Annotated in this window: 23 protein-coding genes and 1 pseudogene; 7 read left to right on the forward strand and 17 right to left on the reverse strand. The window is 62.9% G+C overall.

Annotation, left to right across the window (positions count from 1 at the left end; all coding sequences use genetic code 11):
* Position 1: 1 nt before the first annotated feature.
* Together cysW and U5O12_RS09435 are read left to right on the forward strand one after the other, a co-directional pair.
* Positions 2–892 (forward strand): sulfate ABC transporter permease subunit CysW, encoded by an 891-nt coding sequence (gene cysW / locus U5O12_RS09430; RefSeq protein WP_322578388.1) that lies wholly within the window; start codon positions 2–4, stop codon positions 890–892.
* Positions 893–1,030: 138 nt separating this feature from the next.
* On the forward strand, positions 1,031–2,125 hold the full coding sequence (locus tag U5O12_RS09435; RefSeq protein ID WP_322578389.1) for a sulfate ABC transporter ATP-binding protein: 1,095 nt from the start codon (positions 1,031–1,033) through the stop codon (positions 2,123–2,125).
* Positions 2,126–2,183: 58 nt separating this feature from the next.
* On the opposite strand, the gene U5O12_RS09440 is transcribed toward U5O12_RS09435, so the two are convergent.
* The 6 genes from U5O12_RS09440 to U5O12_RS09465 form a co-directional block, all read right to left on the reverse strand.
* Positions 2,184–2,432: a DUF3297 family protein gene (locus tag U5O12_RS09440; RefSeq protein WP_094482682.1), complete on the reverse strand. Its 249-nt coding sequence runs from the start codon at positions 2,430–2,432 to the stop codon at positions 2,184–2,186.
* A 23-nt stretch (positions 2,433–2,455) separates the two neighbouring features.
* Positions 2,456–2,596, reverse strand: a complete 141-nt coding sequence (locus tag U5O12_RS09445) for a hypothetical protein (protein WP_176452092.1) — start codon at positions 2,594–2,596, stop codon at positions 2,456–2,458.
* A 67-nt stretch (positions 2,597–2,663) separates the two neighbouring features.
* Entirely contained in the window at positions 2,664–3,080 is a 417-nt protein-coding gene (locus U5O12_RS09450) for a hypothetical protein (RefSeq protein ID WP_322578390.1), read from the reverse strand.
* A 107-nt stretch (positions 3,081–3,187) separates the two neighbouring features.
* Positions 3,188–3,625, reverse strand: a complete 438-nt coding sequence (locus U5O12_RS09455; RefSeq protein WP_322578391.1) for a hypothetical protein — start codon at positions 3,623–3,625, stop codon at positions 3,188–3,190.
* Entirely contained in the window at positions 3,541–3,846 is a 306-nt protein-coding gene (locus U5O12_RS09460) for a hypothetical protein (RefSeq protein WP_322578392.1), read from the reverse strand. The genes U5O12_RS09455 and U5O12_RS09460 overlap by 85 nt, the downstream gene beginning before the upstream one ends.
* 88 nt (positions 3,847–3,934) lie before the next feature.
* Positions 3,935–4,147, reverse strand: a complete 213-nt coding sequence (locus U5O12_RS09465; RefSeq protein WP_322578393.1) for a hypothetical protein — start codon at positions 4,145–4,147, stop codon at positions 3,935–3,937.
* Positions 4,148–4,478: 331 nt separating this feature from the next.
* On the opposite strand from U5O12_RS09465, the gene U5O12_RS09470 reads away from it, so the two are divergent.
* Positions 4,479–6,098 carry a Fic family protein gene (locus U5O12_RS09470; RefSeq protein ID WP_322578394.1) on the forward strand — a complete coding sequence of 540 codons (1,620 nt, stop codon included), beginning with the start codon at positions 4,479–4,481 and terminating at the stop codon, positions 6,096–6,098.
* 77 nt (positions 6,099–6,175) lie between these two features.
* Here the strand turns inward: U5O12_RS09470 and U5O12_RS09475 are convergent, their stop codons facing one another.
* Together U5O12_RS09475 and U5O12_RS09480 are read right to left on the reverse strand one after the other, a co-directional pair.
* Entirely contained in the window at positions 6,176–6,934 is a 759-nt protein-coding gene (locus tag U5O12_RS09475; RefSeq protein WP_322578395.1) for an SDR family NAD(P)-dependent oxidoreductase, read from the reverse strand.
* Complete coding sequence (locus tag U5O12_RS09480) at positions 6,931–8,037, reverse strand: patatin-like phospholipase family protein (protein ID WP_322578396.1); 1,107 nt, start codon at positions 8,035–8,037, stop codon at positions 6,931–6,933. Before U5O12_RS09480 ends, U5O12_RS09475 begins: the two co-directional genes overlap by 4 nt.
* A gap of 31 nt (positions 8,038–8,068) precedes the next feature.
* Here U5O12_RS09480 and U5O12_RS09485 point away from each other — a divergent pair, with 31 nt between their 5' ends.
* Together U5O12_RS09485 and U5O12_RS09490 are read left to right on the forward strand one after the other, a co-directional pair.
* A complete protein-coding gene (locus U5O12_RS09485; protein ID WP_322578397.1) occupies positions 8,069–9,307 on the forward strand; it encodes a phosphatase PAP2 family protein in 1,239 nt (412 codons plus the stop codon).
* 21 nt (positions 9,308–9,328) lie between these two features.
* Positions 9,329–9,934 (forward strand): CDP-alcohol phosphatidyltransferase family protein, encoded by a 606-nt coding sequence (locus U5O12_RS09490; protein WP_322578398.1) that lies wholly within the window; start codon positions 9,329–9,331, stop codon positions 9,932–9,934.
* Positions 9,935–9,944: 10 nt separating this feature from the next.
* Here the strand turns inward: U5O12_RS09490 and U5O12_RS09495 are convergent, their stop codons facing one another.
* The 4 genes and pseudogenes from U5O12_RS09495 to U5O12_RS09510 all read right to left on the reverse strand — a co-directional run bounded on the left by U5O12_RS09495 (position 9,945) and on the right by U5O12_RS09510 (position 14,512).
* Positions 9,945–11,750: a bifunctional alpha/beta hydrolase/class I SAM-dependent methyltransferase gene (locus U5O12_RS09495; protein WP_322578399.1), complete on the reverse strand. Its 1,806-nt coding sequence runs from the start codon at positions 11,748–11,750 to the stop codon at positions 9,945–9,947.
* 40 nt (positions 11,751–11,790) lie between these two features.
* Positions 11,791–12,687 (reverse strand): phosphatidate cytidylyltransferase, encoded by an 897-nt coding sequence (locus U5O12_RS09500; RefSeq protein WP_322578400.1) that lies wholly within the window; start codon positions 12,685–12,687, stop codon positions 11,791–11,793.
* Between the two features lie 248 nt (positions 12,688–12,935).
* Positions 12,936–13,581 (reverse strand): annotated as a pseudogene (locus U5O12_RS09505) (NADPH-dependent F420 reductase).
* Between the two features lie 94 nt (positions 13,582–13,675).
* A complete protein-coding gene (locus tag U5O12_RS09510; protein WP_322578401.1) occupies positions 13,676–14,512 on the reverse strand; it encodes a pirin family protein in 837 nt (278 codons plus the stop codon).
* Between the two features lie 109 nt (positions 14,513–14,621).
* Between U5O12_RS09510 and U5O12_RS09515 the strand changes: the two genes are divergently transcribed.
* Both U5O12_RS09515 and U5O12_RS09520 read left to right on the forward strand, forming a co-directional pair.
* On the forward strand, positions 14,622–15,551 hold the full coding sequence (locus U5O12_RS09515; RefSeq protein ID WP_322578402.1) for a LysR family transcriptional regulator: 930 nt from the start codon (positions 14,622–14,624) through the stop codon (positions 15,549–15,551).
* 209 nt (positions 15,552–15,760) lie between these two features.
* Positions 15,761–16,753, forward strand: coding sequence for an IS30 family transposase (locus U5O12_RS09520; RefSeq protein ID WP_322577431.1), 993 nt, complete (start codon positions 15,761–15,763; stop codon positions 16,751–16,753).
* Between the two features lie 76 nt (positions 16,754–16,829).
* Here the strand turns inward: U5O12_RS09520 and U5O12_RS09525 are convergent, their stop codons facing one another.
* Genes U5O12_RS09525 through U5O12_RS09545 form a run of 5 tightly spaced genes read right to left on the reverse strand, consistent with a single transcriptional unit; the run spans position 16,830 to position 21,090 of the window.
* A complete protein-coding gene (locus U5O12_RS09525; RefSeq protein WP_322578403.1) occupies positions 16,830–17,447 on the reverse strand; it encodes a TetR/AcrR family transcriptional regulator in 618 nt (205 codons plus the stop codon).
* Positions 17,448–17,463: 16 nt separating this feature from the next.
* Positions 17,464–18,468 carry an ABC transporter substrate-binding protein gene (locus U5O12_RS09530; RefSeq protein WP_322578404.1) on the reverse strand — a complete coding sequence of 335 codons (1,005 nt, stop codon included), beginning with the start codon at positions 18,466–18,468 and terminating at the stop codon, positions 17,464–17,466.
* A gap of 54 nt (positions 18,469–18,522) precedes the next feature.
* On the reverse strand, positions 18,523–19,365 hold the full coding sequence (locus U5O12_RS09535; protein WP_322578405.1) for an ABC transporter permease: 843 nt from the start codon (positions 19,363–19,365) through the stop codon (positions 18,523–18,525).
* A 17-nt stretch (positions 19,366–19,382) separates the two neighbouring features.
* Positions 19,383–20,276 carry an ABC transporter permease gene (locus U5O12_RS09540; RefSeq protein ID WP_322578406.1) on the reverse strand — a complete coding sequence of 298 codons (894 nt, stop codon included), beginning with the start codon at positions 20,274–20,276 and terminating at the stop codon, positions 19,383–19,385.
* Positions 20,263–21,090, reverse strand: a complete 828-nt coding sequence (locus tag U5O12_RS09545; RefSeq protein ID WP_322578407.1) for an ABC transporter ATP-binding protein — start codon at positions 21,088–21,090, stop codon at positions 20,263–20,265. Before U5O12_RS09545 ends, U5O12_RS09540 begins: the two co-directional genes overlap by 14 nt.
* Positions 21,091–21,168 lie beyond the last annotated feature (78 nt).

Here is a 21,168-nt window from a genome sequence, read left to right on the forward strand (position 1 = left end):
CATGAGCAATTCTCGAACCATCCGCCGCGCCAAAGCCGGCACCACCGAACCCGCCTGGGTCAAGTGGACGCTGATTGGCTTGGCACTCGGCTTTATTTTCTTGTTCCTGGTGCTGCCGCTGGCCGCCGTGTTTACCGAAGCGCTGCGCAAGGGCGCCGATGCGTTCTTTGAAGCCTTCAAGGAACCCGACGCCTGGAGCGCCATCCGCCTCACGCTCATCACCGCCGCCATTGCCGTGCCGCTGAACCTGGTTTTTGGTGTGGCTGCGGCCTGGGCCATTGCCAAGTACGAGTTCAAGGGCAAGGCCTTCCTCACCACGCTGGTGGACCTGCCGTTTTCGGTGTCACCGGTGGTGGCGGGCCTGATCTATGTGCTGATGTTTGGCGCACACGGCTGGTTCGGCCCCTGGTTGCAGGCGCACGACATCAAGATCGTGTTTGCCGTGCCAGGCATTGTGCTGGCCACTATCTTTGTGACCTTCCCCTTCATCGCGCGCGAGCTGATTCCGCTCATGCAGGCGCAGGGCACCGACGAAGAGCAGGCTGCCCAGGTACTGGGTGCCAGCGGCTGGCAGACCTTCTGGCACGTCACGCTGCCCAACATCAAGTGGGGCCTGATTTACGGCGTCATCTTGTGTAACGCACGGGCCATGGGCGAGTTTGGCGCGGTGTCGGTGGTGTCGGGCCACATCCGCGGCCAGACCAACACCATGCCGCTGCACGTGGAAATTTTGTACAACGAGTACCAGTCGGTGGCTGCGTTTGCCATTGCATCGTTGCTGGCCCTGCTGGCACTGGTCACGCTGGTCATCAAGTCCTTTGTGGAATGGCAGTTCGAGCGCGACCAGAAGGCCGCTGCCGAACTCCCGCCCGAACGGCCGCTAGCGCTATGAACACCCCCCGGCTTGCCCACTGCGTGTGGCCGCTTTCCCCCTTGCAGGGGGCAATGCCAGTGGCCCGGCAAAGCCGGTTCCACGGCATTTCTGGCCTCGCGTGTTTTCGCGCCGATTTAGTTTTGTGAGAGAGAAAATATGAGCATTGCAATCCGCAACGTCAGCAAAGACTTCGGCACCTTCAAGGCCCTGCGCGATGTGAACCTGGACATCGAGTCCGGCGAACTCGTTGCGCTGCTGGGGCCGTCCGGCTGCGGCAAGACCACGCTCCTGCGCATCATTGCCGGGCTGGAAACGGCCGACCAAGGCAACATTCTGTTCAGCGGTGAAGACACCACCGACGTGCATGTGCGCGAGCGCAACGTGGGTTTTGTGTTCCAGCACTACGCGCTGTTCCGCCACATGAGCGTGTTTGACAACGTGGCTTTTGGCCTGCGCATGAAACCACGCGCCACGCGCCCCAGCGAGGCGGTCATCAAACAAAAGGTGCACGACCTGCTGGGCCTGGTGCAGCTGGACTGGCTGGCTGACCGCTACCCCGCGCAACTGTCGGGCGGCCAGCGCCAGCGCATCGCCTTGGCCCGCGCCCTGGCGGTAGAGCCCAAGGTGCTGCTGCTGGACGAGCCCTTTGGTGCGCTGGACGCCAAGGTGCGCAAGGAGCTGCGCCGCTGGCTGCGCCGCCTGCACGACGACCTGCATGTGACCAGCATCTTTGTGACGCACGACCAGGAAGAAGCGCTGGAAGTCGCCGACCGCGTGGTGCTGATGAACAGCGGCAACATCGAGCAAATCGGCTCGCCACAAGAAGTGTGGGACCACCCGGCCAGCCCCTTTGTGTATGGCTTTTTGGGCGATGTGAACCTGTTCCACGGCCGCGCCCACGAAGGCGAGATGCTGATTGGCGAAGCCCAGCACGGCGTGCGCCTGGCCACACCCGAGCACGCCGAAACGCAAGACGCCAAGGCCTTTGCCTACGTGCGGCCCCACGACCTGGCGGTGGAACGCTTCCGGGCCGGTACCGGCCAAACCGGCATTGCCGCCAAGCTGGTGCGCGCGATTGTGGTGGGCCCCATTGCTCGCCTGGAGCTGCTGCCCGAAGACCGCAGCGCCGCCGGCAGTGGCGACATCATCGAGGCGCAGATTGGCGCGCAGGAGTACCAGGCGCTAGGATTGAAAGAGGGTGAAGTTGTTGTCCTCACCCCGCGCAAAGCGCGCGTGTTTGTGTCACCCTGATCAGACGCAATAAAAAAGGCCCGCAAGGGCCTTTTTTGTTGGGAGGCGCACACCGCACTCAGGCGTAAAACGCTTCCACTTTGCCCTTGAGTTTGATCAGCAGCGGCTTGCCTTTGCGGTCCACCGTTTTGCCAGCAGGCACTTTGATCCAGCCCTCGCTGATGCAGTATTCCTCCACGTCCATGCGCTCCTTGTCGTTGAAGCGGATGCCAATGTCGTGCGCAAACACGGCGGCAACATGGTGCGGGCTGCGCGGGTCGATGGACAGGTGGTCGGGCAGCGGGGGGCGTTCGGTAGTGTCGTTCATAAATCAATAGGGAGTGTGCGGGCTCAGCCCAGAATGCGGAACAGCCCGTAGGCCGAGAGAACGCCGGTACCCACCAGCAAAACGGTCTTGGTGGCACGCGAGCCAACCAGCGCACCGGCAATGCTGCAGAGGAGGATGGCGCCGAATATGTAGCTTGTCTTCATGGGGCGTGATGGTAAGGCATGGGACGACTGCAGACTGATAGCGGTCTTCTGATGGCATTGGCTCATGTCAGGGCTGAGTTGTGACAACGCGGCTCCGCCCCCTGAGTGCGGCGAATATACGCATGTTTAAAGCGTACGCGACTAATAGAGCCACGACAACAAGCCCCCAGTGCCAAGGCTCAAAGCCAGGCTGATGAAACCGAACTGGCATATCCGTAGCTTCGGTGAGCACTGCGACCTCCAGAATCGAAAGAAGGCCAGCAGCCGGACGAGTCCAACCGGGTACGAATGGCGGGGGCACAAGCTTGCGGCGACCAGACAACCTGAGAAAAAAGCCGAGGGCCACAGCAAGCAGCACCACCGCGAACATAACCTTGCCGAGAAAGGCCACCACGGCGGCGCCCGAAACCGAAAGCACCATGCCTGCGATATCGGCTCCGACCAACAGTGCTTCGCCTGCTTTGCGTTTGAGTGCTACCAGCATTCCCTAGTGGACTCCTAACGAATAAGTAAATGAACGGGACGCACAATATTCTGGCAAATAAAGACTGAAAGGAGACATTCCCTCTTCTCCATGGCAGAAGTCCACCGCTAAGGCTTCCAATATTGCTCTAGCTGGTCCATCGATAGCGGCTTGTCACCCTGCAAAGCTATCACGATAAACCCTCTGCTCGACGCCCACGCGAACACCTGTCGCGCCATCTCTAATCCTTCAGCACCTGCCGGAAAGTGCAACCAAGCGAGTGGTTGTCCAAACGCATAGGCGATAAACCGAGCAGCACTGAAAGGGTCGCTTCGATTTATCGTCAGGTTGTGCTTGGCACAAAATTCTTGAAAAGCTTGTGTGGTGACTTCACCGCTTGCAACAGAAATTTCGAGATTAGCTAAGTCCGTGATGTCGGGAATGAAATTCAGTCCAAGCACAACGTCACCAGGAAGACCGGTTAAGGCACGGCACTCTTCGGCAACAAGCTTGCCGTCAAACGGTACTTGCGCATCAAGAGGCGCGGACCAGAGTTCAAGGTCCATTCAGGTGAGTCTGGATTACCAAAACCAACGGTGCACCCTTTCTCTAAAAGAGATTCGACGATTCGCTCAAGCGTGGACGGTAACTCTGCAGCTGGAATTATTCGACCACCAAACTTGCCTTGAATGATGTGCCAAAGAAATACCAAATCACGGCGAGCCTCAACCAGCAAGTGGTCTACCCACGCGGCTTCAATCGGCTTGCGGAATTCAATGTCTTTCATAAATCAAAAATGTAGTCCGTGAATTTGAAGCTGTTTCAGCGTGCGCATCGAATGTCAGCTTCCGCCACATTCCGGCCTCACATCAACACTACACCCGCCCCAACGCCCCCCGAATCCGCGCAATCGTCTCTTCCATGCGCGCCCTGCTCGACACCTCCAGCCCCAGCTGCCGGGCGATGTCGTTGACGATGGCGGCGTTCAGTGGCAGGCCACCGGCGTCCACGGCGTGGATGAGATCGCGGGCGCGCTGTTCGGCAGAAAGGGGCTTTCGGCGCCCCAGCAAAAAATGGAGCCAGTTCATGGCCGCAAGGATACCGCTAAACGCTCCTGATTTAGGAGCTGTTCGCGCAATATCCACGGGCACTAGAGGCCAATTTGGCTTATAAAAAACTGCCCAAGGAGTCACATCTTGGCCATGCGCAAGCCTCTGAGACTCGACACCGGGTGCAAGGGCTTCTTTCTGGAGCCAGCCCATGTCGCGGGTCCGGCGAACTGATTGCGGCGCCGAATGGCGTTGAATTGAATTTGAGCAAATGATAGACTTTCTAAGCGTTTTTGCGCGCACAAAAGTCGCTAGTGTTCACGGCACTTCATTTCTAACCATTTTTGAGCCCTCAGAAACGGACACCACCATGGGACTGAACTTCAACACCTTGCCCGATGATCCGGTTGGAGCAGCTTGGTTATCCAAGGCGTTCGATGTGCTGCCCATGGGCCGGTTTCCGGTGCTCAGCCAAATCGGCGGTCGGCGCGCTTCGCAGGTGCAGGATGGCTTTGGCCTTGAAACCTACACGGAGAACATGCGCCCGAGCCCCCATCTGGCGGCGCACCTGCAGTTTCACCTTCGCCACGAAGTTCCCCACTTGGAGTTCCTCGCCCGGCTCTTCAGCAAGACGGGCCCACAGGCCATCCAAAACTGGATCAACGAGGAGCCCACGGGGCAGTACGCCCGGCGTGCCGCATTCCTCTATGAGTGGCTCACCGGTGCGCGCCTGGAAGTACCAGGCCGCATAGGCGGCAATTACGTCGATGCCATCAACAGCGAGGTTGTTCTGGCTGCCTCGCCTGACAAGACCACGCGGTCCGCCCGGTGGAGGATCCACGACAACTTGCCTGGCACCCGATTTTTTTGCCCCACCATCGCAAAAACAGGGGCGCTGGTCGAGGCGGCCGCGCTGGATGTCAAAGCGCTTATCGCTGAACTCTCGGATGAGTTTGGTGAGGAGCTGCTTCTGCGCGCTGCGGCTTGGATGACATTGCGCGAGAGCAAGGCCAGCTTCACGATCGAGGGAGAAGCCGATCGCGCGACCCGAATCCAGCGTTTCGCGGATGTCATGGCGCGCCGCACCGGCCAGGGTGATGTGCCCTTGACCGACGCTGCCCTCGCGGAATTGCAGCACGAGATCCTCGGCCCGGTGAATACGCTCAGCCACCTTGGCATTCGACAGTCCCCGGTGTTCGTCGGCGAAACCATCCGATACCAAGAGGTGGTGCACTACGTTGCCCCGCCTGACACGGATCTGCAGGACATGCTGGATGGCCTGCGTGTCTTCCTGGACCGCACACAAGGCCAGTCATCGGTACTGCGCTGTGCGGTGGCTGCGTTTGCCTTTGTCTACATCCATCCGATGGCGGACGGCAATGGCCGCGTCCACCGGTTTTTGATCAACGACATCCTGCGCCGGGATGGTGTGATCCCGGAGCCCGTCATCCTGCCGGTGTCGGCCGTCATCACCGCCGACGCGGGCGAACGGCGTGCCTATGACCAGGTGCTGGACCAGGTGTCCAAGCCACTGATGCAATCCATTCGCGACCAGGTCGAGTTCGCCCAGATTCAAACCGCCTACCCTGACGGGGTGGTTTCCAACTTCGTGTTCAAGGCCCAGGACCTGGCCAGGCCGATGTGGCGCTACCCTGATCTGAGCCCCCACGTCCTCTACATGTCCAAAGTGGTTGCGCGCACGATCACGGAGCAGATGCGGGAAGAGTCCAAATATCTGGCGGGCCACCACCGCGCCCGGCAGGCGCTCAAAGAGATCGTGGAAATGCCAGATCACCAGGCCGACCGTCTGCTGCGCTCCATGGAACAAAACGATGGCAAGCTCAGCCACGCCTTGGCCAAGGAGATGCCAGTGCTGGCTGGTCCAGGTATCTGGGAGGCGATCACTGACGCAGTGGCACACGCGTTCAAGGGTGATGCAGCGTCGGACAAGCGCGTTGTTGGGCAACATCGGGCGCGGCGAACAGAGTAAACGCTCCTAAATTAGGAGCTGTTTGTGCAATATCCATGCGGTCTAGAGGCCAATTTGGGTTACAGATGCCGCCACAATCATGCCCGCGGAGCACGGCCCTTGGGCAGCACCCGGCGCAGCAGCGGCCACAGGGGCAGGCGGTTGAGCAGGGCGATGGACCAGCGCATCTGCCAGGGGAACACGGCGGTGGCGTCTTTGCGGTCAATGGCCTGCACGATGCGGGCGACGGCCTGCGCCTCAGACATCAAAAAGGGCTTGTGGCTGGCATCGCCGCCATTCAGGTCGCGCAGTTTGGCAGTGTCCATGTAGCCGGGCACGATGGCGGTAACCGCAATGGAGAAGGGCGCCAGTGCCATGCGGTAGGTTTGGCAGATGCTGAGTACCGCACGTTTGCTGGCGCTGTAGACCGAGGCACCGGGGTAGTCTTTGAGCAAACCGGCCACCGAGGACACGGCGACCAGATGGCCGCTGCCTTGCGCCAGCATCTGCGCAGCTGCCAGTTCAAACGCATGGCTCAGGCCGCTCACATTGGTTTGCAGCAGGCGCAGGGTGGTGGCTGCGTCCAGCACGTGGTCGCGGGTGTTGAAGTACATGCCTGCGGTAACGATGAACAGGTCCAGCCGGTCAGGCGCAAAGCGGGCCAGTGCGGCGGCCAAGGCGCTGGGGTCGGCAATGTCCAACGCGTGGGCCTGCAGGCGCGGGTGGCCCTCTACCGCCGTGCCGCGCAGGCGCTCGGTGTCGCGGCCGCAGACGGCGACCTGGTGCCCGTGTTCCAAGTAATGCCGGGCCAGCGCCAGACCGATGCCGCTGGTCCCCCCAATCACCATGACCTTCATACCGCTCCCCGGTTGTACGCATTGACCCTGCGCATGCCCGTCTGGGCGCCGCGCGGCCTGCGGGCAAAGGCCTCTAGACCACGTTGGTAGCCGTAGTCCCACTGGGCTTGCATGTGCTGGGCAAACACGGCGTGGCTGACTGGTGGCTGCAGCACCAGGCGGTTGTTGCGCCAGTCCATTTTCTTTTGCATGGTTTGCGTGGGCAGCGCCTGGCTGATGTCGGAGCTGTCGATCCACACATCGGCCTGCTGCGCGTGCACATGGCGCAGGCGCTGGTGCGCGTGGATGCCCAGCACTGCACGCCAGGCAGGCGCCGAGGTGAAAGGCTCAAACTCAGACTTGAACTCGATCACCACCTGGTGCGCCAGGCGCTGAGCCAGCTCGATGGGAAGCAGATTCACCACGCCCCCCAGGTAGTGCGCATCCCCACGCGGGTAGGCAGGAAAGTAGAGCATGTCGGACACCGAGATGCGCACGGCCTCAGGCAAGGGCATGGCACTGTCGACCGCCACCGTGGGCGCCACCGCCGTGTTGCCCCACTGCGCCGCCTGAAACGGCGAAGGCACCCCTTGCAGCAGCTGCGCCGTGCGCGGCGGGGTAAATACGGTTTCTTCCAACAACTTGCGCTGGCCGCGGGGCTGGCCCACCTCGTCTTGCGTGAACAAGAGGCGGCTGCCGATGATGGCCACGTCGGGCGTGGCGTGGCGCGCAGATGCGGTGGATGGTGTGGGAAACGCAGGCAAGGCGGGAGGCACAGCAAACAGGTAGTCGCCAAACAGGTCGGGCACGGTAGGGGCTGCGCCGCGCTGCAACGCACGCCGCGCCACACCCCACACGGTGCGGTGCAACGCAGCACTAGGCCCGGGGCTAAAGCTGCTCCAGAATTGGTACATCTCTGGCGATGCCAGCCAGGCGCGGCGCTGTGCATCGTCTGGCACACTGTGAATCAAGGCGGCCGCGATGGACGCGCCACAGCTGGCCAGCACCACATCGGGCGGCTCGCCCACCTCACATGCTGCTGCGTATTGCCCCAAGTAAATGCCATACCGAAAACCGCCACCGGCCATCACCATGCAACGTTCGTATTTCTGCGCTTGTGTCATGGCTTCAACATAGCACACCCCTCTGCGCCCCATGCGTTTGTCCGCCCCGTCATTGACGACCCCATCCCCGACGACACCGCCGCGCGCCACCCTGGCGCAGCGGCTGCGTCATGGGCTGCTCAACGCCGCAGCCTTTGGCCTGTGTTACCCCGCCGCCAACCTGCTGGCGCAGCAGCAAGGCGTCAGCCGCAGCGTGGCAACAGCCTTGGATGCACACATCGCGTTTGTGCCGTGGATGGTGTTGCCCTACATGTTGTCGGGGCTGTTTTTTGGGGGCAGCTTTGCGGTGGTGGGCTCGGTAGACGCCCTGCGGGTACTGAGCCAGCGCTTGTTGTTGGCCACGGTGCTGGCTTGCCTGGTGTTTGTGCTGGTGCCGCTGCGCTTCAGTGGTGTGCGGCCCGAGGTGGCGTCTGCGCTGTGGGCACCGCTGTATGCGGCGCTGGGCGTACTGGACCAGCCCTACAACCAGCTGCCCTCGCTGCACGTGGCCTATTGCTGCATTTTCTGGTTTGCCTGGCGCCCGCTGTGCAGCGCGCGTGCCGCGCAAGTGGCTTTGCTGTTCACGCTGGGCCTGGTGTCGGTGGCCACGGTGTTTACCTACCAGCACCATGTGCTGGACGTGCTGGCCGGTGCCCTGCTGGGCTGGGCCTGCATAAGGTTGGTGCGGCCCCAACGGCAAACGCCCTGGGTAGCCCTGTACTACGCGCTGGGTGCGGGCGTGGTGGTGGTGCTGGGCATGGCATGGTGGCCGTGGTGGCTCACGGCCTATGGCGCAGCCAGCCTGCTGCTGGTGGCGCGGGCCTACGCCTTGGGTGATGCGCATTTTTTGCACAAGACCCAGGGCCGCTTTGCCGGGTGGGCCTGGCTGCTCTATGCGCCCTACCTGCTGGGCTATCGCCTGACCTGGCTGTGCGTGCAATGGCGTGAACGCAGGCACCCGCCATTTGCCCAGATGGCGCCCGGCCTGTGGGTGGGCAGGCGGCTGAGCAACGCAGAAGCACATCTGCTTCCGCCCGGCTGCACCGTGGTGGACCTGGCCAATGAGCTGAGCGAAACCCCGGTGCTGCGCACCGCGCGCTACCACCACGTGCCCCTGCTGGACCTGCTGCCGCCCTCTGGCGCCGATGTGCGGCGTGTGCTGGCCATCGTGCACAACGCGCTACAGTGCGGGCACCCGGTGTACCTGCATTGCGCCATGGGCTACAGCCGCAGCCGCCTGATGGCTGGCGCCTACCTGGCCCAGTACCCGCAAACGGGCACAGCCCACTGACCCTTTCACGCCCACCTGCCCATGCGCTTTTCCGTCTACCAGCTCAAGCCCCGTTTTCAACAACTGTTGCAGCCCCTGTTGCAGCGCTTGGCGCGCTGGGGCATCAGCCCCAACCAGCTCACGCTGGGCACGACGGCGCTGATGCTGCTGTACGGCACCGCGCTGGCGCTGGCACCCGGCAACGCAGCGCTTTGGGCCGGCCTGCCTTTGGTGCTGCTGGTGCGTATGGCACTGAATGCGCTGGACGGCATGCTGGCCAACGCCACGGGCCAAAAAACACCGCTGGGCGCCGTGCTCAACGAGTTGTGTGACCAGGTGTCGGACGCCGCGCTCTACCTGCCCTTTGCGCTGGCAAGCGGCATCCATGCAGGGCTGTTGGTGGTGGTCGTGATGGCGGCATCTTGGGCAGAGTTCACAGGCTTGGCCGCGCTGGCGGCGGGCAAGCAACGCCGTTTTGACGGCCCCATGGGCAAGAGCGACCGCGCCGTGGCCTTTGGGCTGCTGGCCCTCATGGTGGGCGGCGGGGCAGCGCCCATCTGGACCAACGGCCTGCTGGTGGTCGTGCTGGTGCTGTTGGGCTGGACCGTGCGCAACCGCGTGCGCGCCGCAACCCAAGCGGCAGACTAAAGCGCAGCGGCTAGACCGCGCCGTCCACCGCGTCCTTGCGCGCCACGGACACCGTAAATATCCCCTCCAGCCCGATCTGCGTGGCCACCTTGCGGCAGCCTGCGCTGGCCACCAGCGCGTCCATCTCGGCCTGGGGCCGGGGCCGCATGGTCCAGGGCTGGCCCTGGTGGTTGTTCAGCGTCTTGGCAATCAGCTCTATCTGGGGGTGCCAGGGCTGGCCGGTGTACAGCAGGTGGCCGCCCGGCTTGAGCTGGCGCACCACGCCGCGCAGGGAGCGCAGCACGGCGGCGTTGTCGTTGAACAGCTCGTACAGGCCGGACACGATGACTATGTCATAGGGCGCGGCGCCGTCGTCGTAGCTGGCGTCGGCAAAGGCATCGCGCTGCTGCAGCTCGGGGGCCTGCTTGAGCTGCAAGTGTTCGGCCAGGCGCTGCGCTTGCTGCAGGTTGTGTGCGGCGTAGTCGCGCAGAGTGACGTGGATGTCGCGGTCCTGGAAACGCTTCACCGTCTCCAGCACGTAGCGGCCGCCCCCTGCGGCAATGTCCAAAATGCGCAGCGGCTCTGTGGCCGGGTGCTGGGCAATCCGTTGCGCAAGTGCCTCTTGCATCTGCCAGCGGCGCAGACGTATGCCACGCCAGCCAACGGCACCGAGGTAACCGCCGTCCACCACCTTGCCAATGCCCCAGTCGCCCTGCGGCTGGTTGCCATACACATAGTCCAGCGAGGCACCCGAATCAAAGCCATGCTCCAGGCCAATGCGCATGCCCTTGCTGAGCCGCCCCAGGCTGCCCAGCAGCACGCGCTGAATGGCGTAGAACGCGCGCATCGGCCAGGGGCCAATCTCGTCGCGCAGCAGCGCCTGGTACTGGCGCGCACTGGCGCTGTGGGTGTCGGCCGCGTGGTAGTGGGCGGCGGGCAGCGGTGCCTGTGCAAAGCAGGCGTCGATGAAGGTGCGCGCCTCCGCCACGGCCTGGTTGCGCACCGCGTCGCTCTCGTAAAAGATGGCGTGGCGGCAGTCCTTGAGCACCACCATGCGCTTGAGGCTGGAGGACAAGCGCTCGAAGAACAACTTTTGCGGCGCCTGCTTGACCACGTAGTCCTGGTCGGCGACCAGCATCAGGATGGGCGTGTCGATGGCGCTGGCGTCATGCACCACACGCTGGGCGGTGTCGGCAAGGTCCAGCAGCACGCGGGCCGAGATGTTTTTGGTGATCAGCGGGTCGGCGTCATAGGCCAGCGCCTGCTCTTTGCTATGGGTGAGCATGCTGGAGCGGATGTAGCTGGTGACAAACAGGTCTTTCTTGAAGCCCATGGCCAAGCGCAACGCCGGTTTGGCCAGCGGCACATAGAGGTTGATGTCGAACGCCGCAGCCGCCATGACCACGCCGCGCACACCGGGCGCATAGTCGTGCAGCCAGGTGGCGGCAATGACGGCGCCCACGCTGTTGGCCACGACCAGGGTGTTGTGCGGGGCAATGCCGTGGCGCGCCTGCAGATGGCGCACAAAGTCGTCAAAGTCACGCACCAGGGTTTCAAAACCGGGTGCATCGCCGCGCTCGCCGGGCGAATGGCCGTGGCCCCGCGCGTCCCAGGCAAAGGCCCAGTCCTGCGTGCAACCCAGCTGCTCCACCAGTGCCTGGATGCGGCCCGAATGCTCATGCCCACGGTGCAGAAAAATCAGTGCGCGCGGGCCGCCGTCGGCCTGCGCACGCGGCTGCTGGGGCTGCCATGCGCGGTAGAAAAGACGGGTCTGGTACTGGGTGTCAAACCCGGCCTCATGGCACGTCCAGGGAGCCAAAGGCATTGCATTCGTCATGGAGTTCCTGTGTGAAAAAAGAGAACCGCGTGGGCCGAGGCTAGTGCAAAGACCAACGCAATACGCCGTAGAGCAAGGGGGCGGTTAGCACCAGGCTGTCCGCCCGGTCGAGTATGCCGCCATGCCCGGGGATGAGGTTGGAGAAATCCTTGAGGCCCAGCGCGCGCTTGGCGGCAGAAAACACCAGGTCGCCCAAGAATCCGGCCAGCGACAACCCAGCACCCAAGGCCAGCAAAAATGGCGCAGACGCGAGCTGAAGCTGCATGCCCAAGGCGAGCGACACCAGTGCGCTGGCCACCACGCCGCCCAACAGCCCGGCCCAGGTTTTGTTGGGGCTGATGGTCTTGGCAATCTTGTGCCGCCCCAGGCATTTGCCACTGATGAACTGCGCCACGTCGTTGAGCGCGGTCACAGTGAACAGGTAGAAAAACCAGGCTCGGCGTTGCGCCATGTCCAAGGGCAATCGCTCCAGCTGCAACACAAAGCCCAGCCCGGCACACAGTAGGAGAAACAGGAGCCAGAGCAAGCGCGCAGGGGCCGGTTGCTGCCACCAACGAATGAGCTGCAGCAGCGCCAGCACGGGCAGCAGCGCGACCGCACCCGGAAGCTCCGCACCCATCACGGCGAACTGCAGCGCCAGCAGTGCGGCACACGCCCACTGAAAGCGCCGGGGTGCTGTGGGGTGGTGCAGGGCCAGCTCGCGCCACGCGAGCGCGGCGATCAGGGCCACCAGCAAACCAGGGCCCCAGGGGTACAAGGCCCAGGCCACACTGAACACCGGAAAGATGAACCACCAGGCATTGACCTGCAAACGCAGACTGCCCGTGGGCGACGCGCGGCCCAGCCAAGTCACCGCGGCAGACGCCGCACCCAACACGACGTAAAGCACCAGCATGGCGGACACGGTCGCCCCGTCGATATCCAATCCCTGAAACACACCTTCTCCCTGAAGACAGCTTGCAGGGCTAGAGTGTAAGGAGTCGGCTGACAACGTTTGCAAGCCCGTGGTTCGGAGGGCAAAGCGTTCTTGCTGCGCTGGGTACGCAACGCCGAATTGCTATTTTATTGATAGCTTTTCGCGCATTATCCACAAGCACTAGAGGCCAGTTTCTTGATATATGAAACCCCTGTGCGGAGCAGGTCTGCACAGGGGTTTGGGCGTGGTCTGGGTGAGGGTATGCAGGCTCAGACTTTGATGAAGTTGCTGGCCGACAAAGCGCCGAAGGGCAGCTCTGACAAGCGACCGCCGGCAGCCAGTGTGCCCAGGTCTACGGGGAAGTAGCCCATCGCGTCCAGCAACTTGCGCACATCGCCCTTGGCGGCGGCATCGTCGCCCGCATAGAACATGGCGCGTTGGCCACCATGCACATGGGGCTGCGCCAACACGTTCACATCCAGATGATTCAGCGCCTTGACCACGCGGGCGCCAGGCACGAAAGCGCTGAATACTTCGCTGGACGAGCGGCCGCCCAGGTCGATGGCCTTGATGCCATACGCCGCCAGCGGGTTGCTGGGGTCTTGGGCGTCGGGGGAATTGGGGTCCAAAAACTCCACGGGGTTGGTGCCGTCGATGACGATGCGACCGTTCCAGGCCGGCAGGGTGGCCCAGGGCCTCGCCCAAATCCGTCCAGCGCACGGCGACGAGGACGATATCTGCGGCGGCCGCTTCTGCCACGGTGCCGGCCCGGATGGTGGGGCCCAATTCAGCGACCAGAGCCGCCAAAGGGTCCGGGCCGCGCCGGTTGGCGATGGTGGCCGACAGGCCTTGTTTGGCCAATGCGCGGGCCACGTTAGAGCCGAGGCCGCCGGAGCCGATGATGCCGATGTTCATGGTGTTTTCCTTGAGAGAGGGGTTTGGGGGCATTGCGAAAGCGAACCACCCATGCCCCCGGGGTGCTGATGGTTCGTGGGAAATGAAGGTGCGCTTAGCCGAGCCGTCCTGCTGCGCGCAGGTTTTGGCGGATACGGCGGATTTCGGTTTCGCCCTGGTCCAGAGCGGCACGGCTGGTGTGGACGGAGTAGTGGCCCATCACCAGGTCGTGGGGATGCGGCACGGCCGAGCCCAATACAAAGCGGGTGGCTTCGGTCGCCACAAAGTCGATGCGCTGGTTGCCCGGCTCAAAGGCGACCAACTCGCCTGCGTCGATGGCCTCCGAGGCGACCAGCCCGCCGCTAGCCACTGCGGCCCAAGCGACCGTGTGATGCTCGGGCGGCTGGTAGGTCCAACGCTCGCCCTTGGCCAAGTGAACCGACAGGTAGGTCATGCCAGCGGGTGCGGCCACGGGACTGTTGGCCATGCCGTAATTGCCCAGCAGCACGCGCACCGGCCCGATGTGGGGCACCAGCTCGGGCGCCAAATACTGGCTTTGGGCTGGCGCGTTTTCCAGTGCGGCGGGCAGCGCCACCCACAACTGAAAACCCACACCGGGCACATCGCCCACGGGGCTGCCGGTGTGCCACACGCCATTGCCGGCACGCATCCACTCCACGCCGCCTGCGGGCAGCAGCCCGGCTTGACCGGTGCTGTCTTCGTAGCGCACATCCCCCTGGGACAGAAAGGTGACCGTGGCAATGCCCGAATGCGGGTGCATGCCAAACCCTTGGTTGAGCCCACCGGCCTGGAAATGGACCAGATCCAAAAAGATGAAAGGCTTGAGCACCTGTCCCAAGTCGCCTGGGCTCATCAGCCGGGTGACGGGGCCGTGGGTGGTGCCACGGGTGCGGTAGGCGATGGCGCGTGGGGCAAAAGCGGGTGTGGACATAAGGACTCTTGGGGTGGTTGGAGGAATGTCTGTAGCTTAAAAATTCCTTGATTGATTGACTAGATAGCGCAATATGATTGCACTCGTCCATTTACTGAAGTAATTCGCCATGCCTGACCTGAATGACATTGCCACCTTTGTGCAAGTGGTGCGCTGCGGCAGCTTTGCCGAGGCATCGCGCCGCATGGGCGTACCGGCCAACACGCTGAGCCGCAGGGTGCAATTGCTGGAGGCACAGCTGGGCATTCGGCTGATGCAGCGCTCCACCCGCAACCTGGCACTCACCAGTGCGGGCGAGGTGTTTCTGGAGCGCTGCAGCGCTGCGGTGGATGGTTTGATGGACGCCAGCCAGGAGCTGCAGGCGGTGAACCAGGAGCCCAGCGGTTTGGTGCGGGTGGCCGCACCGGCTGATTTCTTCGATTTCTTTGCGATGGAGTGGCTCACCGAGTTCCTGGCGACCTACCCCAAGGTGCGGGTGGACTTTGTGCTGAGCGACGGGCGCGCCGACCTGATTGCGGAGCGTATTGATGTGGCGTTTCGCGGCGGCATCTTGGAGGACTCCGGCTTTTTTGCACGCAAAGTGCTGGAGGCGGGCACCGACGGCATGGTGGCAAGCCCGGCCTACATCGCCCAGCGCGGCGTTCCGGCCACACTGCAAGCGTTGGCTGACCACGACTGCCTGGTGTTCAGCCACCCCAGTGGCAAAGGCACCTGGCGTATCACCGGGCCCGGTAACACCGAGTCTGAAGTGCAGGTGAGTGGGCGCTTCAGCGGCAACACCGCACAGGCTTTGCGCAAGGCAGCACTGGCGGGACTGGGGATTGCGCTGCTGCCTGCCACCTTGACCCGGCGTGACCTGCGCGCGGGCCTGCTGGTGCCGGTGCTGCCCACCTACCACCGCCGCGGGCATGGCGTGAACCTGGTCTACCCGAGCAGGCGTTACCTGCCCCTGGCGGTGTCGCGCTTCATTGAGCTGGTAGTGCAGAAAATGGGCAGTGCCGACGCGCTGCTGACCGACGGTACCCCGGATGCCCCATGAGCGGCCGACCCGCTGTAGCTGCCGCATTCAGTGCGTGGCTCGCACCATTTTCACTATCAAAACAGGAGCTGTTGGCGCAGCGTCTACGGGCGCTAGAGGCCGATTACTTGATTTCCAAGTCGAATTGCGACACCTCTGAGCGCAGTACGAAGGGCTGAGGATGGAGTGAATTGGTTAGCCTTTTGGTTCCTACACCGACAGGTTTGCCAATGACCCACAACCACCTCAGCCCAAGTGAACGCTACCAGATTCAAGCCTGGCTTGAACAGGATTTAAGCAAATGCCAGATTGCGCTACGCCTGGGCCGTCACCGCAGCACCATCTACCGTGAACTGACACGATGCGAAGGTGCCTACAACGCCCAACGCGCCCAGAGTCATCGCAGTGGCTGCGCCCTACGCTGTGCCGCCAATGCTCCACGCTACACCCCTGCAGTGTGGAAGCATGTGCGCAAAGCAATGACCCAGTCTTACTGGTCGCCTCAGCAGATTGCAGGGCGCGCGCAGTTCACAGCATCCTTGGCACCGGCTTGCAGTAGTCCTGACATGCCCAGCATGCAGACCATTTATGCATGGGCTGCCCGGGTGTGGCCCAAGCGAGATGATCGACCTCTGCGGCGTGCCCGTCCCAACCGTCGGTGCAAGACAGGGCCTCTGAGCGTGTTCGGCTGGGCTCGCTCGGTGCAACCCATCGCTCAACGCCCGCTCCAGGTGCGCCAGCGCCTGCAGGTGGGGCATTGGGAGATAGACACCATGATGGGCATGCGCGGGGGTTACAAGGCCCGCTTGCTGGTGTGCGTGGAGCGCAGTAGCCGATACACCAGGCTGGTCTTGCTAGATAACGGATTGCCAGAAACGACTGCGGTTGCAGTGCACCAACGTCTGTTGGGTGATGCGCGCTGGCCGGTTTTGAGCATCACCACTGACCGGGGTAGTGAGTTCGCCAAGTTACACACAGTGGTTGAGCACGAGCGTTTGTACGTGTGTGATGCGCAGCGGCCCAATCAGCGTGGTACCAATGAGAACACCATAGGACTGATACGCCAGTTCATCCCAAAGGGCGAGCCATTGAGTCTGCAAACGCCAGCTTCAATTGCCCGCATTGAGCGTTTGCTCAACTCAAGACCGCGCGCCTGTTTGGGCTTCAAAACCCCTGCTGAGGTACTCTCGGGCCTGCGCAACCAATGTCGCGATTCGAACTAGAAATCAAGATTAGGCCTATAGACCGCAGCCGCGCAGGATCAGCGACACCACATGCGCGGTGGCACGTTCAAAGTCTTCAACCGCGCAGGATCAGGGACACCACATGCTCCGTGGCGCGCTCAAAGTCTTGGGGGGTGAGCGCGTCCTGCTCCAGCACGGCGCAGATCTGCACATCGAAGTCGGCGTAGGTTTGGGTGGCGGCCCAGATGGTGAAGAACAGGTGCATGCCATCCACCGGGGCCATGCGTTTGGCGTCTACCCAGGCCTGCACCACGGCGGCCTTTTCCAGCAAGAGGGTGCGCAGTTCGTTGGCCAGCAGGCCCTTGACCACGGGGGCGCCGTGCAGCAGTTCGTTGGCAAACACCTTGGAGCCGTCGGGCCGCTGGGCAGACAGCTCCATCTTGTCGCGGATGTATTGGGTCAGGGCCGTCTTGGGGTCGGCGTCGGTAGTGATGCCGTGGGTGGGCACCAGCCAGTCGTTGAGGATGCGGGCCAACACTTCGCGGTACAGCACCTCTTTGCTACCAAAGTAGTAGTGCAGATTGGCCTTGGGCAGGCCACTGGCTTCGGCGATGGCGGCCATGGTGGCGCCGCCAAAGCCGGCGCGCGCAAACACCTTCTCGGCCGCAGAAAGTATCAGGGCCTCATTCGCCAGGCGAATGAGGCCCTTGGGAGCATCGGCGACGTGGTTCATGCCACCGATTATTCAGTTACTTCTGTGCCGCTTCCCAGATGGCGTGGGAATACGCAGCCTTGCCCGGGTCTTTCTTGATCACGGGGTCGCTGCCACCGGCCAGCAACACCTTCACGGTGCGCTCATAGGCGGCGGGTTCCAGATAGCCAACCTTGGGTGTGCCCGCGTTGGTGATCAGCTTGGCCACGTTTTCCATCTGGCGCTTCTGCACCTTCAGGCTGGCGCTGCCGGAGGTGTCAGCCGACACCACGGCCTTGGCGGCACCCTCGGGGTCCTTGACCGCAGCGTCCCAGCCCTTGAGCGTGGCTTTCAGGAACTTGCCCATCTTGGCCACAAAGGCGGGATCTTTGAGGTTGGACTCCAGCACGTACAAGCCGTCTTCCAGCGTGGCCACGCCTTCTTTTTCATAGAAGAATGTGACCAGGTCTTTTTCCTTCACACCCGCGTCCACCACTTGCCAGTATTCGTTGTAGATCATGGTGGAAATACATGCTGCCTGGTTTTGTAACAACGGGTCAACGTTGAAGCCTTGCTTCAAGATTTTGATGTCGGAGTCAGTCTTCAGTCCCAGCTTGCCCATCCAGTTGAGGAAGGGGTACTCGTTGCCGCCGTACCAGACGCCCAGGGTCTTGCCCTTGAAGTCTTTGGGTGTCGTCACGCCGCTGGCCTTTTTGCAGGTCAGCATCAGGCCGGACTGGTTGAACACCTGGGCCACGTTGACCAGGGGTACACCGGCTTCACGCGCGGCCAGGGCAGAAGGCATCCAGTCCACCACGATGTCGGCCTGCTTGCCAGCGATCACCTGGGTGGGCGCAATGTCGGGGCCACCGGGCTTGATGGTCACGTCCAGGCCGGCATCTTTGTAGAAGCCCTTGGCCGCGGCCATGTAGTAGCCGGCAAACTGGGCTTGCGGCACCCACTTGAGCTGCACAGTCACCTTGTCGGCCGCTTGGGCGGCAAAGCCGGCGGCGGCCAGCGCCAAAGCCAGCAGGCTCTTGGCGCATTGGGAAGAACGAATCATGGAAAGCTCCTTCTACGGGTTAATGGAAAAACGCAACACGGACCAAGCGCGGGCTCACCCTTCGCGCACTGAGGGATGCCAGAACGCCGCGCGGCGCTCCAATGCAACTAGCAAGGCGTAGGCCACCGACCCGGTGACCGCCGCCACCACAATCGCGCCCCAGACCAGCGGCATGTTCATGCGCGCGGCCTCGGTGCTGATGCGAAAACCCAAGCCCGAGGTGGGCGAGCCAAAAAACTCGGCCACGATGGCGCCAATGAGCGCCAACGTGGCATTGACCTTGAGCGCGCCAAAGATGAAAGGGAGTGCCGCGGGCAGACGCAGCGCCAACAAGGTGCGCGGGTAGCTGGCCGCGTAGCTGTACATCAGCTCACGCTCCAACTTGCCTGCGGCCTGCAGGCCCGCCAAGGTGGAAACCAGCATGGGGAAGAAGGTCATGAGCACGACCACCGCTGCTTTGGACGGCCACTCAAAGCCAAACCACATGACCGCAATGGGCGCCACACCGACCAGCGGAATGGCGCTGGTGAGCGAGGCCACGGGCAAGAGGCCGCGCTGCAAAAACGGCATGCGGTCAATCGCCACCGCCACGGCAAAGCCCAGGCCACAGCCCAGCGCCCAGCCAATCAACACCGCCTTGCCCACGGTCTGCACAAAGTCGCCCCAGAGCTTGGGTGCGTGGTCGCCGATGGAACCTATCACCAGGCTGGGTGCGGGCAGCAGCACACGCGGCACATCCAGCGCGCGCACCAAGATTTCCCAGAACACCAGCACCCACGCGCCAAACAACGCGGCCGTGGCCATGCCCACCCAGCGGCTGCCGTTGACGGCCGCCATGCGGTAGACGCTGTAGCCCGCCACCAGCGCCAAGAGCAGCATGCCGGGCCAGAACCACATCGGGGTTATTCCTTCTGTCATACGCCCCCCCGGCTGCGCAGCACCAGGCGCTCCACGGCAGCCACGATGCCAGTGAGCGCCAAGCCCAGCAGCGCCGACATGACCAAGGCTGACCAAATTTGCGTGGTCTGCCCGTAATACGAGCCCGTGAGCAAGCGTGCACCCAAACCGGCTTGTGCGCCGGTGGGCAACTCAGCGACCATGGCCCCTACCAGACCTGCCGCCACGCCCACGCGCAGCGCAGGAAACAGGAAGGGCAAAGCGGCAGGCAAACGCAACAGCCACAGTGACTGCCAGCGCGAGGCGGCATAGGTATGCATCATCTCGGTTTCAATCTTCTGTGGGGAGCGCAGTCCCTGCACCATGGCCACGGTGACCGGGAAGAAGCACAGGTACATGGCTATAAAGGCCTTGGGCGCCGTGCCCGAGAAGCCCAGGCTGCCCAGCACCACCAACACGATGGGCGCAATGGCCAGTACCGGCACGGTTTGCGAAGCGACGATCCAGGGCAGTAGCGCCTTGTCCAAGGTGCGGCTGTGCACGATGAGTACCGACAACAACAAGCCCAATGCCGTGCCCAAGGCAAAGCCCAGCAGCGTGGACTGGCCGGTGACGATGACGTGGTAGATCAGGTTGCGCGGCGAGTCGATCGGCCATTCGGTCAGGCTCTCGTAAAAGTCCAGGGCCACTTGGTGCGGTGCGGGCACCAGCGGGCGCTCCATGCTCATGGTGGCTTCGAACAGCTCCATCTGCGTGTAGCCAGCCTCTTCGTCCAGCACACGCTCGATGGCACCTTGCGCATTCATGCCCCAGGCGGCGCCGTACCAAGCCAGCACCACGGCCAGTAGCACCACGGCGACTGGCAGCCAGTCGTGCAGGAGACGTTGTGGCAATGTCTTAGTGGTGGCCATCTGCCAGCGCCTCGCGCACCTCGTGGGCCAGTGCCACAAATTCCGGCGTGTCACGCAGGCCCAGGTGGCGCTCGTCCGGCAGAGTCGATTCGATCACCTTGACGATGCGGCCCGGGCGCGGCGACATAACCACGATCTTGGTGGACAAGTAGACCGCCTCGGCAATGCTGTGCGTCACAAACACCACCGTGCGGCGCTCGCGATGCCACAGCTGTTGCAACTGTTCGTTAAGCCGGTCGCGTGTGATTTCGTCTAGCGCCCCAAAGGGCTCGTCCATCATCAAAATCTTGGGCTCGAAGGACAGCGCACGTGCAATGGAGACGCGCTGCTGCATGCCGCCCGAGAGCTGCCAGGGGTACTTGCCTTCAAAGCCCTTGAGGCCCACGCGCTCCAGGTGTTCCATGGCAATGCGTTTGGCTTCGGCCTTGCCTTTTCCCTGGATCTGCAGCGGCAGCGTCACATTGGCCAGCACATTGCGCCAGGGGAAGAGTGCAGGCGCCTGGAAGACATAGCCATAGGCACGCGCCAGACGGGCGTCAGCCGGGCTCACGCCGTTGACCAGCACCTCGCCAGCGCTGATGTGCTCCAGGTCGGCAATCACGCGCATCAGCGTGGTCTTGCCGCAGCCCGAGGGACCAATCAGGGAGACGAATTCGCCCTCATGAAAGTCCAGACAGATGTTGCTGAGCGCATGGACCGGCGTGTCTGCGGTCTGGTAGACCACACTGGCATCGCGCACCTCCACGGCCTTGCGCGCCGGCGTGCCAGCGGGTGGAGGGGCCAGCTGCCCGTTGAGTGCTTCGGAATGGTTCATTGACGCTCAGTGCTAGGGTCTAGGCTGCACCACAATGGAGCACAGCCACCAGTTCATCGCTCACAACCTAACCAATTG

This window comes from Rhodoferax sp., from assembly GCF_034519335.1.
Classification (GTDB): Bacteria; Pseudomonadota; Gammaproteobacteria; order Burkholderiales; family Burkholderiaceae_C; genus Allorhodoferax.

Coding starts and splice junctions, on each gene's coding strand:
- U5O12_RS09530 (WP_322578404.1), bottom strand. CDS start 18,468: ATGATTCGTTCTTCCCAATGCGCCAAGAGCCTGCTGGCTTTGGCGCTG.
- U5O12_RS09495 (WP_322578399.1), bottom strand. CDS start 11,750: ATGACGAATGCAATGCCTTTGGCTCCCTGGACGTGCCATGAGGCCGGG.
- U5O12_RS09485 (WP_322578397.1), top strand. CDS start 8,069: ATGCGTTTGTCCGCCCCGTCATTGACGACCCCATCCCCGACGACACCG.
- U5O12_RS09450 (WP_322578390.1), bottom strand. CDS start 3,080: ATGCTGGTAGCACTCAAACGCAAAGCAGGCGAAGCACTGTTGGTCGGA.
- U5O12_RS09465 (WP_322578393.1), bottom strand. CDS start 4,147: ATGAACTGGCTCCATTTTTTGCTGGGGCGCCGAAAGCCCCTTTCTGCC.
- U5O12_RS09455 (WP_322578391.1), bottom strand. CDS start 3,625: ATGGACCTTGAACTCTGGTCCGCGCCTCTTGATGCGCAAGTACCGTTT.
- U5O12_RS09545 (WP_322578407.1), bottom strand. CDS start 21,090: ATGAACCATTCCGAAGCACTCAACGGGCAGCTGGCCCCTCCACCCGCT.
- U5O12_RS09490 (WP_322578398.1), top strand. CDS start 9,329: ATGCGCTTTTCCGTCTACCAGCTCAAGCCCCGTTTTCAACAACTGTTG.
- U5O12_RS09540 (WP_322578406.1), bottom strand. CDS start 20,276: ATGGCCACCACTAAGACATTGCCACAACGTCTCCTGCACGACTGGCTG.
- U5O12_RS09520 (WP_322577431.1), top strand. CDS start 15,761: ATGACCCACAACCACCTCAGCCCAAGTGAACGCTACCAGATTCAAGCC.
- U5O12_RS09435 (WP_322578389.1), top strand. CDS start 1,031: ATGAGCATTGCAATCCGCAACGTCAGCAAAGACTTCGGCACCTTCAAG.
- U5O12_RS09525 (WP_322578403.1), bottom strand. CDS start 17,447: ATGAACCACGTCGCCGATGCTCCCAAGGGCCTCATTCGCCTGGCGAAT.
- U5O12_RS09510 (WP_322578401.1), bottom strand. CDS start 14,512: ATGTCCACACCCGCTTTTGCCCCACGCGCCATCGCCTACCGCACCCGT.
- U5O12_RS09515 (WP_322578402.1), top strand. CDS start 14,622: ATGCCTGACCTGAATGACATTGCCACCTTTGTGCAAGTGGTGCGCTGC.
- U5O12_RS09475 (WP_322578395.1), bottom strand. CDS start 6,934: ATGAAGGTCATGGTGATTGGGGGGACCAGCGGCATCGGTCTGGCGCTG.
- U5O12_RS09445 (WP_176452092.1), bottom strand. CDS start 2,596: ATGAAGACAAGCTACATATTCGGCGCCATCCTCCTCTGCAGCATTGCC.
- U5O12_RS09470 (WP_322578394.1), top strand. CDS start 4,479: ATGGGACTGAACTTCAACACCTTGCCCGATGATCCGGTTGGAGCAGCT.
- cysW (WP_322578388.1), top strand. CDS start 2: ATGAGCAATTCTCGAACCATCCGCCGCGCCAAAGCCGGCACCACCGAA.
- U5O12_RS09480 (WP_322578396.1), bottom strand. CDS start 8,037: ATGACACAAGCGCAGAAATACGAACGTTGCATGGTGATGGCCGGTGGC.
- U5O12_RS09440 (WP_094482682.1), bottom strand. CDS start 2,432: ATGAACGACACTACCGAACGCCCCCCGCTGCCCGACCACCTGTCCATC.
- U5O12_RS09460 (WP_322578392.1), bottom strand. CDS start 3,846: ATGAAAGACATTGAATTCCGCAAGCCGATTGAAGCCGCGTGGGTAGAC.
- U5O12_RS09535 (WP_322578405.1), bottom strand. CDS start 19,365: ATGTGGTTCTGGCCCGGCATGCTGCTCTTGGCGCTGGTGGCGGGCTAC.